Below are 13,137 nucleotides of genomic sequence, written 5' to 3'. Positions count from 1 at the left end.
AGGTGAAAACACTCCTCACTCCTCACCTGCTTGCAATCGCCTGTGCTTCGTTGTCTTCAATCACATGGCGGGCAAAGCCGCTGCCGGCTTCTTCATAGATATTGAAGATATCATCGGCTCCCATGGCACGCAGCTGGGCCCCTTCTTCCGGGTAACAGATAATAGCGGCGACACGGCCGGTGAAATGGTGAAAGCGGATCTGCTGTAGTGCGTACAGGTTACCCGCGTGGTTGGGCATGGCCAAAAAGATATATTCCAGCTGATCGGTGATGCTGGTTTTGTCCCAGAAGTCCGAGTCGGAAGCATCCCCCTCAATGGCATTGATCTGCAGCTCTTTCAGTAACTCTATTTTCTTGATGTCGCTGTCGATGCCCAGCAACTGGCCCGGATAGCGGCTTTCCAGCTCCATGTAGGCACCCTGGCCAATGCGTCCCATACCGATGATCAATACCTTGGCATTGCCCAGCTCTATGGGTCTGTCGTTGGGGTGCAAGTGTGGGCTTTCTTTTGGCTGGAAGCGATTCATCAAACGGCGATACAGGGACTCGTTATGGCTGTTCAGCGGCGCCGATACCACAAAGGAAACCGCCAGGGCAATGGAGGCCACTATCACCCAGTCGTTGCTCAGCAGTCCTTGCTTGGCGGCGAGGGCGGCCACAATCAGACCAAATTCAGAATAGTTGGACAGGCTGAAGGTGGCCAGCAAAGAGGTACGAATACGTAGCTGGCTGCGGCTGTACAGCAGATAGTAGATAAAGCTTTTAACCGGCAGCACCAGCAACAGAATTCCGGCAATCCACAGCGCTTCCGTGGTGGGCATGCCGTTCAGACCTATGCTGAGAAAAAACGCCACCAAAAACAGTTCTTTCATGTTGAAGAACGACTTGGCCAGCGCCGAGGCACTGTAATGGGAGGCCAGCAACATCCCCATGATCAGCGCACCCAAATCGCCTTTCAGGCCCACCAGCTCAAAACCGCCGACCCCGACCACCAGGGCCAGAAACACGGCAAACAGGGTTTGTAGTTCACCGTGGCCGGTGCGTTCCAGAATTTTGAAGCACACAGGACGCAGCAGGGGCAGCAGGACCAGCAGGCTCAAGGCCCAGGGACTGGGCACTTTTCCGGCAGAGGCGGTTAAAAAGGCCACCGCAAACAGGTCCTGCATCACCAGCACCCCGATGGCAATACGGCCATAAAAGGTGTTCATGTCGCTGCGCTCTTCCAGCACCTTGACCGCAAAGACGGTGCTGGAAAAACTCAAGGCAAAGCCCATTAGCACGGCCTGACGCCATTCCAGCTCCAGTGCCAGACTGAAGCCGATGCTTTTTATTGCCAGCAGTACCAGGGTAAACAGCAGGGTGGAGAGCACAATATGCCCCGAGGCGGTGCCCCACACTTCTTTTTTCAACAGGGTTTTAATATCGAGCTTAAGGCCGATGCTGAACAACAACAGGGTCACGCCCAGGTTGGCGAGTGTGTCCAGGGTGGCATTGCTTTCATAGCCCATGGCGTTGAGCACAAAGCCCGCCGCCAAAAAACCAATCAAGGGAGGCAGGTTAATCAGGTAAACAAGTAAACCGCAGCCAAAGGCGATTGCAATAAAAGTAGGGTCCATTAAATCAACTTATTAGTTATGTTAAGTAATCCCGCATAACAGGTATGGTTCTCCCGTCATTCCCGCCTCTCTCTTGTCATTTTCGCGAGGATGATGATTAAAGAACACAGAGTCACATCAGTGATGAGATAGTGTTTGGCTCAAGCATAACTCAAAACAAATCGATGTCGGCGACAGACGCATAAACATGCTGCGGACGAAACGGCATCTTGTCAATATCCTTGACCTGGCTCACGCCCGTGAGCACCAATGCGGTTTCCAGGCCGGCCTGAAAGCCCGCCAATATATCGGTTTTGAGATTATCGCCCACAATCAGGGTATTTTCGGAGTGGGCATCCATGTGATTAAGAGCGGCGCGCACTATCCAGGCGCTGGGTTTACCTACGTAGAAGGGTTTTTTGCCGGTCATGCGCTCTATGGGGGCGCACAGGGCACCACAGGCGGGGTGCATGTGCGGGCCATGGGTGTCCGGGTTGGTGGCAATAAAGCGGGCGCCGCCGGCCACAAACTGCGCCGCCATCTGGATCATGCTCCAGTTGTAGTTGCGGGTTTCCCCCACCACCACAAAGTCGGGATCGATGTCGGTAATGGTAAAGCCGGCATTATAGAGCTCGTGGATCAGGGCGCCTTCGCCAATCACATAGGCCTTTTGCCCGGTCTGGCGTTTTAAAAAATCGGCGGTGGCCATGGCCGAGGTATAAAAGAGTGACTCGGGGACTTCGATGCCTGCCGAATAAAAACGGTTTTGCAAGTCTCTGGGAGTTTGCGCCGGGTAATTGGTCAAAAACAGCAAGTTGATACCTTGCTCGAGCACGCGGTGCACAAAGGCATCGGCTCCGGGAATTAAATCGTTGTTATGCAATATAACGCCATCAATATCACAGATCAGATTTTTTATATTCACTACTATTCTCCTTGAATCCTGTAAGTAATCTCGTATCACAGGTGTGGTTCTGTCGTTACTCCCGCTAGCCCCAGTATTCACATCGGTTATGAGATATTGCTTATCGGCTCACTCGGTGTTCACTGCTCCTGAGGCTTACTGTCGTTATGGGTGATGACAAACAGATGACAAGGCCCTTATCAGCTCATCATTTGGCCACACACTCGAGCAGCGGACCCAGCTGCTGGGTGCGGCGCTGAATGGTGCTGGCTCGCCCCTGCACATAGGCAGAAGGGCGGTTGGCGAGGAAGCGCCTGGGGTTGGGTAATACGGCGGCGAGCAGGGCGGCCTGATAGCGCGACAGATTGGCTGCAGAGGTATTAAAATACGCCTGTGCGGCCGCTTCGGCACCATAGATACCGGGGCCAAATTCGGCGATGTTCAAATAAAGCGTCATAATACGCTGCTTTGGCAAAATCAGTTCCAGCATGGGGGTATAAACGGCCTCCAGCCCCTTGCGAACAAAGCTGCGACCGGGCCACAGGTACAGATTTTTTGCGGTTTGCATGGTAATGGTGCTGCCGCCCCTTAATTTACCTTCGTCTTTAAACTCGCTGAGCACGTCGGCAAAGGCGTCCCAGTCAAAGCCCTGGTGCCGGCAGAATTTATTGTCTTCGGCGGCAATCACCGCTGCTTTCAGGTGGCTGGATATGCGCGCCGAAGGCTGCCAGTCTTTGGCCCAGCTTTCCCCTTCGAACAGGCGGATGACCATGAGCGGCGTGGCCGGCACCGGCACAAAGCGATACAGCAGGGTCAGCAGCAGCGGCACCATGATCAGTAAGGTCAGTAACCAGACAATGCTGCGTTTTAGAAAAGAGAACATGTAACCCTGTCCTTGTCGTGAATAAACGGTAAACCCCAACCCGCAGTGTACCTCTGCAGTCGAGACCGGCTTGCACTATTTTGCCCGGATATCCGTTATGTGTGTCGTCTGCGCCAGCTACCGACCCGATATGGAGCAAAAATAAACGGCGTTTCCTGCCCGGAGGCTATATCGGCCTCGCGGTCTGCTCTGCCACCGATTTGGCGCACATTGGGCAATATCCCGAGGCGGGTTGTTAGATATTTGTTATCTTTATCTTAAGTTATTATTTCTGTTCAAGAACAACCCTGTGGAGAAACGCCATGCCCACCTTTATCAGTGAATTGCCCAAAGTGGAGTTGCATCTGCATATCGAAGGCACTCTGGAGCCCGAAATGGTGTTTGCCCTGGCCAAACGCAATGGTATCACCCTCAAGTATCCCGATGAAAATGCCTTGCGGGCCGCCTATCAATTCAGCGATTTGCAATCGTTTTTGGATGTGTATTACCAGGGTATGCAGGTATTGCAAACCGAGCAGGACTTTTTTGATTTGACCTGGGCCTACCTGGAGCGTTCTCATGCCGATAATGTACGACATGTAGAAATATTCTTTGATCCTCAGGCCCATACCGAGCGCGATGTGCCGCTGGCCGCCGTTATTGGCGGTATAGTACGCGCGCTGGAGCAGGCACGGCAACAATGGAGCCTGACCAGCCGATTGATTATGTCCTTTTTACGCCACCTCTCTCAAGATGCCGCCTTCGACACCCTGCGCCAGGCGGAGCCATTCAGCCAGCAGTTATCGGGCATTGGCCTCGACTCGGCAGAAAAGGGAAATCCGCCGGCCAAATTTGCCAAGGTGTATGCCGCCGCCCAGGCTCAGGGGTATCGACTGGTGGCCCATGCCGGAGAAGAAGGTCCCGCCAGCTATATTCGTGATGCGCTGGATATACTGAATGTGGAACGCATCGACCACGGTGTGGCGGCCATTCATGATACCCCCCTGATGGCTCGGCTGGCTCAGGAGCGGATCCCGCTTACCGTGTGCCCGCTGTCCAATCTCAAGCTGAAGGTGATTAACGACATGAGTGAGCACCCCATACTCGAGCTGCTGCACGCGGGCTTGTGTGTGACCGTCAACTCTGACGATCCGGCGTACTTTGGCGGTTACATGACGGCCAATTACCGGGCCCTGCAACACGGCCTGGGGGCCAGCAATCACGACTTGTTGCAGCTGGCGCTGAACAGCGTAGAGGCCTGCTGGCTGTCACCAGAAGAAAAAGCCGTGCTGGCGCGCGACATTAAAGCCCACGGGGAAAAATTTGGCATTACATTAAAGCACTAAAGCTATTGCCAATGCCGCCGATGATCTGGGTATCGATTTACGGGAGAGTCGTCGTGCGCATTATTACATTCATAGCAGGGCTGACCCTGTGTGCAGGAGCCTGGGCCCAGCCCCGCGCCTACCTTGCCAATATGGATCAGTCTTTATGGCGGCTGACATCCGACTCGGCCATAGAGTGTCGGCTGGAGCATCCGATTCCTCGCTTTGGCACCGGTGCCTTTGTGAGTCGCGCCGCCAAGAATATCAATTTGGTGTTCGCCCTCAGCCCCTTGCGGGCCCAGCCGCGCACGCAGTCGGCGGCCCTGGTGAGCGAAGCTCCCCAGTGGCAACCGGGCCGAGCGGCACGCAATTTGTCCAAGGTCACGTTTTATCAACAGTTTGATGCCATGGTAGAGCAGCAGTCTGCCTGGGTGATGCTGGACGAATTGAGCGAGGGTCGCTGGCCAACCTTTTATTTTGACGACTGGTATCGCAATGGGCGGCTCACCAGCGTTGGCCTGTCCTCGGTCAACTTTCGTGCCCGCTATGCGGCCTTTTTAGACTGTCAGGCCAACCTGTTGCCGTACAGCTTCGAGGATATCGCCTTCAGCGTGCTGAATTACGTGAATAACGAAGACGAGCTCACGGCTCATTCCAGCCAGCGTTTGGCCATGATCAGCGAATACGTGAAAGCCGACCCCAACATTGGTGAAGTGGTCATTAATACCTATACCGACAGCTTTGGCACCGAATACCATAACAAGCAGCTGTCACAGCGCCGCGCCGAGGCTATCAAGGCTTACTTTATGGAGTTGGGGTTGCCAGAAGGCAGCATCAGCCTTGAAGGCCATGGCGAACGCCGACCCATAGCCGATAACCGCGATGCAGAAGGGCGCAATACCAACCGTCGCGTGGTGATCAGCCTGGGCGTTAAAACACAGATCTAGCGTTTAATCCCTATCTGATTCAATGTCCCTTTTTCTGTGGCTCTGTCGTCATTCTCGCGAAGGCGGGAATCCAGGGCCTATGGCGCAGATCTGTCAGCCTGCGCTTCTCCTGCAAAGACACTATCCCCCCCCACCTACGCGAGGATGACGTTCCTTCGCGAGGGTGGCGATATCCACATCAGTGACGAGATATTACTTAAGTCACATCGTATAACTCATGTGGGTACCGTGAGATACTATGTGATGGGTAAGGCGTGAGGAGTGAAATAAACACCCAATGAGGCGCTTACCCTTTACATCATAAAATACTTTGTCTTTTTAGGGATATATCATGACCTGGTTAATGTATATGGCGCTGGGGGCCTTTGCTGGCACTCTGGCGGGGTTGTTTGGCGTCGGCGGCGGTTTGATCATTGTGCCCGTGCTCATCATCAGTTTTAAACTCCAGGGGATAGGCGGCGACCTGATCACCCACATGGCGGTGGGTACCTCGCTGGCGACCATAATGTTTACTTCCCTCAGTGCCATTCACACCCACCATGGTCGTAAAGCCGTCGACTGGCGGCTGGCCGCCATGATATCGGTGGGCATCATAGTTGGCGCCTGGTTGGGGGGATATACCGCCGACAAATTATCGGGTCCCTTGCTGCAGCGTTTGATTGGCCTGTTTGCCTGGTTAATGGCGGCCCAAATGCTGTTCAGCCTGGCCCCGCAGGGGGGAGCCCAGTTACCAGGTAAGCCGATGCAGGCAGCGGTGGGCGGTATCATTGGCTGGGCGTCGGGTATTTTTGGCATTGGTGGCGGCTCGCTGACGGTGCCATTTTTAACCTGGTGCTCGGTGCCCATGCAGCGGGCCGTCGCGGTGTCGGCAGTATGTGGCTTTCCTATCGCCCTGGTGGGGGCGCTCAGCTATGTGGTGCACGGTATGGGACACCAGAACTTGCCCGCCGAAGCCTGGGGTTATGTTTATTTGCCGGCATTACTGGGCATCAGCCTTGCCAGCGTCCCCTTTGCCCGCCTGGGCGCCATTTTGGCACACCGGTTGTCGGCCATCGCACTCAGACGCGCATTCGCCATTTTCCTGATCCTGGTCGGCGCCAAGTTCCTGCTGTTTCCGGGTTGATTGGGATGCAGTGAGAGGGAAGGGATAAAGATAGCTGGGCGCCCGGCGCCCAGCTATCCAAAGGGCAGTGTGTTCTGTAGGCGCATACTTGTTTACGCGGTTTGGTGGTCTAGGCTTACCCTGTTGCACAGGGTAAGCCTAGGTCCTCTTTACCAAAGAGACGAGCGGGCTACAAGCTTACCGCTGCCTGCGGCGATTTTCTCTGGCGATTAGCCAGTCGTCAATTCGGCTGACCAGCCACAACACGAGCGCGCCCAGCGCTATCATCAATAGATAATGTAGCCAGTCCATCAGCGCTTTCTTATCTGGCGAATACCAGCCTCGTAGCGGCCTTCATCGCTATCCACCTGGGTTTGAAAATACTTCAGGAACCACATGTATTGCTCTGGCCATTCGCCCAGCAGGGCTTCTATTTCTGCGTTCATGGCGCGGGTATCGGCAGTCAAGTCGGCGGTGGGATAGGGGGTCATGGCGGGGCGCATGATCAACTCGTAGCGGTGCAGCCGGGTGTTGTACACGCTGAGCACGGGTATCACCTTGGCGCCGGTCAGCTTGACCAGCTTGGGCAGTGCCGGCAACGTGGCTTTCATTTCGGCAAAAAACGGCACAAACAGGCTGGCCTCGCGACCATGGTCCTGATCCGGCAGATAAAAGAAATGCTTGCCGCTTTTAATGGTTTTAATCACCGCTTTAATGCCCGCATCCCGCTCATACACTATGCCATTGAAACGGGCGCGCTGGCGGTTGATAAACCAGTCAAACACCTGGTTTTTGGCGCTGTGCATCATGGTGCACATGGGCAAACCCAAGGAGGTTAAATAGAGACCACCGGCATCAATCGCCCAGGTATGGGGGATCATGAAAATTATTTTCTCGTCGGCGGCCAGGCAGGCGTCCAGGTGCTCCTGGCCCTGTACCACAAAGCGGCGCTGTAAATACTCGCGACTGCGGGCGGTCCACTCGCCATAGCTGATAAAGGTCATCAGGCCGGTACGAATGGAGTCGGCCAGCATCTGTTCGACTTGTGGCGCCGACAGCTCGGGAAAGCACAACTTTATGTTGGTACGGGCAATGTAGCAGGGCTTTTTGGCCAGCCGGATCAGCAGGGGCGTAAAGGCGCCGGCAAAGGCATCCCGTGCTCGCACCGGCAGCCAGGCCAGTAGCCACAGGGCGGCAATGGCCAGCCAGGTCGGCCAGTATCTGGGGTGCAGATACTGGCGTTTAAATTCAAGGTCATAAACGGGGTCGGCCAGAGACACAACAAGATCCTCTTTATAGTCGGGCGGTAAGTGTAAGAAAAAACACGGAATAAATCATCTGTTACGACGAGGGCGAAAATAATCCTGATTGTCGTAAAACACAGCGTCTTCATTGGCCGGCCACCAGCCGGGGATCCCCAGCATCGGCAGGGGGCGTAGTGGGCGAGGCTGATCAAACAGCGCACTTTGCTCAAGTTCCACCGCCAGTCGGGCATCCAGCATGGCATAACGCTCGGCGAGGGGCAGCGTAAAGAAATCGTCGGCCATTTCTACTATGACGCATTTCGCCGTCATGCCAATGAAGGGCGCCAGCGCCTGTTCGTACAAGGCATGGCCAAACACGAAGGGTTGCCAGCTCTTGCCCCAGCGGTGGCGCTGGTCAAGAAACAGCAGTTGCCACTGGTGCTCGCGCAGCCAGGGCTCTATTTCGGCTTTGTCGGTAACAGCCAGCACCATGCCGCACTCATCAAAATGCGTGATGCGATCGCGTCTGGGAGTACGTTGACGCAGGCCATGGGCCTGAATGTCTACCATGTGCAGCCGGTTAAGCAATGCCTTGGTTTCGGGGTACAGGGCCCAGATCACGGCGCCAAAAAAGTCGTGCCAGTTGGCGGCCCGGGTTGGCACCATGCCTTGTGCCACGGCCTGTTCGTAATAGCAGTTTAAAGCGGCAAAGTCGTTATCATCAATAAAGCGTACCGGCAGGTGATTGCCCAGCATCTGGTTCAATTCGCTCGGGGCAGGCCAGTGCGCCGTGCTTGTGTCAATCAACCCGGCCAGCTGTGCCAGCACGGCGTTACGTTCGGTAACGGCAGCATCCCAATCCATATTCAGTCAAGACTCGAAGCGGTAAAACGGGCAAGCATACCCCAGAACAGCGCCATACGAGAAGCCGGAGCTGGAATTGAGCACCAAGCAAGCCCCCTGAACACTGCAAATTTACGAGACACACTGCCTTTGTAACCCTTCATAAACGAAAAAACGGCTGCCAACTTGCGTTGGCAGCCGTTGATTCAGGTCAATCGACCCTGGGTGAGCGCAACATTATGCGCTCTGCTTTGCCTTCATGGCGCGGCGTATACACAGGGCGGCACCGCCCCAGGTAATACCCAGGCCAATGATCAGCATGATGATGGCACCTGTGGTCATATTTTACGCTCCTGCTTGCTGCTCAGATTGATAATAATGGCCAGCACCAGCATCAGGGTAAGCATGCCCCAGCCAATAAAGGTCACTTCATTGTTGGAGTAGCCACCGTAGTTTTCCTTGAATGCCGTCATTATGTTGCTGAACAAAATGATCACCAGCATGCCAATAGAGACAAACTTGATGCAAATGGCCCACCAGCCGCCGATGGTAAATTCGGAGATACGGTTGGCATGTTCACGGAAGTCCTGCAGGCGGCACAACCAGCCCACCAGTAACAGCTCAAGCAGGCAAGAGCCAAGCAGGGCAATGTTATTGATGAAGTAATCAACCAGATCCAGCAGCAACAGGCCACCCTGAGTAATAAACAGCGTGCTCACCACCAGGCCTACAGAGCAAAACACGGTCGCGGTTTTGGGGCGGCTCCAGCCCAGTTTGTCCATCAGACCTGTGGTCACGGCTTCGGCAATGGAAATATGCGAGCTGATACCGGCAAACATCAGGGCGAGGAAGAACAACGGTCCCATCACGCCGGGGGCGGGCAGCAGGTTAATGGCGGTAGGCAGGGTCACAAACGCCAGGCCAACCCCGGAGCTAACGACGTCGGTCAGGGCCTTGTCCTGCACATTGGCCATATAACCCAGGGCACCAAAGATCATGATGCCCGCCAGAATGGAGAAGCCGCAGTTCATTAACACCGTCATAAAGGCGTTGTTATTGATATCGGATTTTTCCGGCAGGTAGCTGGCGTAAGACAGCATAATGGCGAAGCCGACGCTCAGGGTGAAGAAAATCTGACCGTAAGCGGCAGACCACACCTTGAGATCCCAAATCTTGCTAAAGTCAGGCTCCAGCAGCCAGTTAATGCCGTCCAGCGCGCCGGGCAGAAAGGCAATGCGGCCAATCAGCAACAGCACCATGGCAAACAACAAGGGCATGAGTACCTTGTTGACCTTCTCTATGCCGCCCTTTACGCCACGGTAGGTGGCAAAGTAGGTGGCGGCCCAGGCCAGACACAGCGGCAACAGCAAGTGCCACTGCAGGCTGCCCAGGTTCGACGGTGCACTGTCGTCACCCAACCCCAAAAACTCGCCAAAGAAGAAGGCATTGCTATCCTCCCCCCAGGCCTGAGTGAAGGCGAAGTAGGCATAGGAAATGGCCCAGGCAATCACCACTACATAGTAGAAGGCGATAATGGCCGAGATCATGACCTGAAACCAACCCAGCCACTCAAATTTGCTGTTCAGCGCGCGCAGTGTCTTGGGGGCGCCGGAGCGATACTTATGACCCAGGGTAAACTCCAGGATCATAAACGGGATGCCTGCGGTCAGCATGGCAAACAGATAAGGGATGAAAAAGGCACCGCCGCCGTTTTCGTAGGCCATGTAAGGGAAGCGCCAGATATTACCCAAACCCACGGCCGAGCCAACGGCCGCCAGGATAAACCCGGTGCGAGAACCCCACTGTTCTCGTTTCATAGTAATTCCTCAAGCAATGTTATAAGAGGTAAGAATAGATAAGTGGCGCGCAGAATAGGGAGCCAGCCTCATTAAATCAATGTGGCAACTGGTCGAATGAGCCATGTAGACACTGGAGATTGCGGGTGTTGGCTGTCGATGTTGGTGATTTTATTTGTGTTGTGCTGTTAAATTAGTGTTATGTATCGCCCTGGTTTAATTTTGTGGTTCATCTGTGTTTTTTGCATTTTGAGTATAATCGTCGACAAGCCGCCGCTTTTACAGTGGTGACTGCTGTTGTGCTATTTTTGTATAATTATTCAGCATGGCACCAGCACTCCTCAGTTTAAATGGGTGGTGATGCCTAAAGAGCTACCAATAGTGATTGATTATTTTTAGGTGCATGTTTTTGTAGCCGCCGTGGCCAGCAAGCCATGGAGACGGCTTGTTAAGGGGTTGATGGTAGTGTGTTTGTTCGCATTTTAGATTCGTTAACCTATTACAAAATCTAATGTTGCGATCGAATAAATGTGATTTGAGAGTGGGCAGGGTGCTGACTATGCTGTGCCGAATTTCTGCTCAGGAGGCGCATCATGCATACCGATACTCAGGTTCAATATCCTACCCGCTCACGTCTGGGTGGAGTCACTCAACCCGCTAGTTTACGTGCCAAGTTGGTTTTATGGTTGCAGCGTAGTCGCACCCGTCGCCAGTTAGCACAAATGCCGGACTATCTGCTAAAAGACATCGGACTGAACGAAGCCGACCGCTACCAGGAAGTCAGTAAACCGTTCTGGCAGTCGTAAGCAATCGCAATACGGCAAGGATGCGCCAACAAAAAAGCCGCTGAAACTCAGCGGCTTTTTTGCGTTTAGTGTAGCCCGCCCGTCTCTTTGGTAAAGAGGACTTCGGCGGACCCTGTGCAACAGGGTAAGCATAGAGCAGCAAGCGCGCGAACAAGTGTGCGCCTACAAAACACACAGCCCCATGTTTGGCAGGGCGCTCGGCGCTATCTTTCCCCTTCACCCTTCACCCTTCACCCTTCACAAGGTCCGGCTTACGGTTATGGTTTACTCGCCTGCTAGAACGAACTACTTGGCCAATTAGCCAAACAGATAGAAATAGCCGGCCAACAGGCTGATACAGGCCAGGTTCAGCACCAGACCAGCTCGCATCATGTCTTTTTGCTGAATAAAGCCCGAGCCAAACACGATGGCATTCGGCGGGGTGGCCACCGGCAGCATAAAGGCGCAGGAAGCCGATACGGCAATAACCGAGGCCACCATCACAGGCGGCAGGCCAAGGCTGTCCGACACCGCCACAAAGACCGGAATAAGCAGGGCGGCACTGGCGGTATTGGATGCCAGCTCGGTTAAAAACACCACGAAGGCGGTAATGACCAGCAGAATCAAGAACGGATTGGCATTGCCCAGCATGTCGGTCAGGTGGTGTGCCAGAAACAGGCTGGTGCCGGTTTCTTTCAGTACATGGCTCAGGGTCAAGCCGCCACCAAACAACAGCAAGACACCCCAGTCGGTATGCTTCTCGATGTTTTTCCACTCGGCTACCCGGGTAATACCTATCATGGCGATGGCCAGCAACGCCACTATGGTATCAAACGAGGCGATTCCGCCCAGCGCCTTGGACACGGGGCCGGAAAATATCCACAAGAATACGGTAATCACAAAAATGCCCAGGGTGGTCTTGCGCTTGCCGGTCCAGGTAATGCGCTCGGCTGCCAGCTCGATGCGCTCATTCAAGTTTGGACGAAATAGCAGATACAGCACCACAATGGCCACGGGCAACAGCAGCAGGGTCACCGGCAGGCCCAGGGCCATCCATTCGCTAAAGCTCAACCCCACTTCGGCGGCGGCAATGGCATTGGGCGGGCTGCCGACCAGGGTGGCAATCCCCCCAATGCTGGCGCTGTAGGCAACCCCCAGCAGTACAAAGAGGTAGGTATTATTATGGCGTTCGGCCTCCAGACAGCTGAGCAGCCCCAATGCCAAGGGCAGCATCATGGCGGTGGTGGCGGTATTACTGATCCACATCGACAAGAAAGCCGCGGTAAAAAACAGTAACAGCACGGCCGCAGCCAGTCGTCCCTTGGCCAGGTGCAGAATACGACTGGCAATCAGCCGGTCCAGCTGCTGGCTGTGCATGGCGGCTGCCAGGGCAAAGCCCCCGAGAAACAGAAAAATAATGGAGTTGGAAAAGTTGCTCAAGGCGGCGCTGGTGGTCAGAATACCCAACAAGGCGGCCAGCAGAGGTACCAACAAGGCGGTAATGGTAATATGCAGGGCTTCTGTCAACCAAAGCACGGCAATAAACACCAGCAGGCTCAGGCCCTTGGTCACCCCTGGTTCAAACGGCAGCGTATTCAGCATGACCAGGAACAAAATCAGGCTGACGCTTAAAATGCCCCACTTAGCCCTGATATTTATATTTTGTTGTGGAATCTCACCAGACATGTTCATTTCTCGTTATGTTATTGTTTTATCGAAGATTAGCAGTATATCA

The 13,137-nt window shown here is 54.4% G+C and carries 12 protein-coding genes; 4 read left to right on the top strand and 8 right to left on the bottom strand.

Annotated features, from left to right (window positions below; genetic code table 11):
- Positions 1 to 22: 22 nt before the first annotated feature.
- From ACN0VL_RS02365 to mtgA, 3 genes are all read right to left on the bottom strand, one after another.
- On the bottom strand, positions 23 to 1,615 hold the full coding sequence (locus ACN0VL_RS02365) for a cation:proton antiporter (protein ID WP_417614509.1): 1,593 nt from the start codon (positions 1,613 to 1,615) through the stop codon (positions 23 to 25).
- Positions 1,616 to 1,766: 151 nt separating this feature from the next.
- Complete coding sequence (locus tag ACN0VL_RS02360) at positions 1,767 to 2,519, bottom strand: HAD-IIA family hydrolase (protein WP_417614508.1); 753 nt, start codon at positions 2,517 to 2,519, stop codon at positions 1,767 to 1,769.
- Positions 2,520 to 2,706: 187 nt separating this feature from the next.
- The gene (gene mtgA, locus ACN0VL_RS02355; RefSeq protein WP_417614507.1) at positions 2,707 to 3,381 is read right to left on the bottom strand and encodes a monofunctional biosynthetic peptidoglycan transglycosylase; all 675 of its coding nucleotides are present in this window, start codon (positions 3,379 to 3,381) and stop codon (positions 2,707 to 2,709) included.
- Positions 3,382 to 3,683: 302 nt separating this feature from the next.
- Between mtgA and ACN0VL_RS02350 the strand changes: the two genes are divergently transcribed.
- From ACN0VL_RS02350 to ACN0VL_RS02340, 3 genes are all read left to right on the top strand, one after another.
- The gene (locus ACN0VL_RS02350; RefSeq protein ID WP_417614506.1) at positions 3,684 to 4,706 is read left to right on the top strand and encodes an adenosine deaminase; all 1,023 of its coding nucleotides are present in this window, start codon (positions 3,684 to 3,686) and stop codon (positions 4,704 to 4,706) included.
- Between the two features lie 53 nt (positions 4,707 to 4,759).
- On the top strand, positions 4,760 to 5,632 hold the full coding sequence (locus ACN0VL_RS02345; RefSeq protein ID WP_417614505.1) for a flagellar protein MotY: 873 nt from the start codon (positions 4,760 to 4,762) through the stop codon (positions 5,630 to 5,632).
- Between the two features lie 331 nt (positions 5,633 to 5,963).
- On the top strand, positions 5,964 to 6,755 hold the full coding sequence (locus tag ACN0VL_RS02340) for a sulfite exporter TauE/SafE family protein (protein ID WP_417614504.1): 792 nt from the start codon (positions 5,964 to 5,966) through the stop codon (positions 6,753 to 6,755).
- A gap of 290 nt (positions 6,756 to 7,045) precedes the next feature.
- Here ACN0VL_RS02340 and lpxM read toward each other — a convergent pair whose 3' ends face one another.
- From lpxM to ACN0VL_RS02320, 4 genes are all read right to left on the bottom strand, one after another.
- Positions 7,046 to 8,014, bottom strand: a complete 969-nt coding sequence (gene lpxM, locus ACN0VL_RS02335; protein ID WP_417614503.1) for a lauroyl-Kdo(2)-lipid IV(A) myristoyltransferase — start codon at positions 8,012 to 8,014, stop codon at positions 7,046 to 7,048.
- 54 nt (positions 8,015 to 8,068) lie between these two features.
- Positions 8,069 to 8,842 (bottom strand): DUF3025 domain-containing protein, encoded by a 774-nt coding sequence (locus tag ACN0VL_RS02330; RefSeq protein ID WP_417614502.1) that lies wholly within the window; start codon positions 8,840 to 8,842, stop codon positions 8,069 to 8,071.
- Between the two features lie 216 nt (positions 8,843 to 9,058).
- Positions 9,059 to 9,163: a MetS family NSS transporter small subunit gene (locus ACN0VL_RS02325; RefSeq protein ID WP_417614501.1), complete on the bottom strand. Its 105-nt coding sequence runs from the start codon at positions 9,161 to 9,163 to the stop codon at positions 9,059 to 9,061.
- The gene (locus tag ACN0VL_RS02320) at positions 9,160 to 10,638 is read right to left on the bottom strand and encodes a sodium-dependent transporter (RefSeq protein ID WP_417614500.1); all 1,479 of its coding nucleotides are present in this window, start codon (positions 10,636 to 10,638) and stop codon (positions 9,160 to 9,162) included. The genes ACN0VL_RS02325 and ACN0VL_RS02320 overlap by 4 nt, the downstream gene beginning before the upstream one ends.
- 572 nt (positions 10,639 to 11,210) lie before the next feature.
- Between ACN0VL_RS02320 and ACN0VL_RS02315 the strand changes: the two genes are divergently transcribed.
- Complete coding sequence (locus tag ACN0VL_RS02315) at positions 11,211 to 11,423, top strand: DUF1127 domain-containing protein (protein ID WP_417614499.1); 213 nt, start codon at positions 11,211 to 11,213, stop codon at positions 11,421 to 11,423.
- Positions 11,424 to 11,720: 297 nt separating this feature from the next.
- Here ACN0VL_RS02315 and ACN0VL_RS02310 read toward each other — a convergent pair whose 3' ends face one another.
- Positions 11,721 to 13,088 (bottom strand): SLC13 family permease, encoded by a 1,368-nt coding sequence (locus tag ACN0VL_RS02310; RefSeq protein ID WP_417614498.1) that lies wholly within the window; start codon positions 13,086 to 13,088, stop codon positions 11,721 to 11,723.
- Positions 13,089 to 13,137: the final 49 nt, after the last annotated feature.

The organism is Oceanisphaera sp. (assembly GCF_048268965.1).
GTDB lineage: Bacteria > Pseudomonadota > Gammaproteobacteria > Enterobacterales > Aeromonadaceae > Oceanimonas.
Note: the sequence above shows the minus strand (reverse complement) of the source record. Positions and strands in the feature narration are given on the sequence as shown.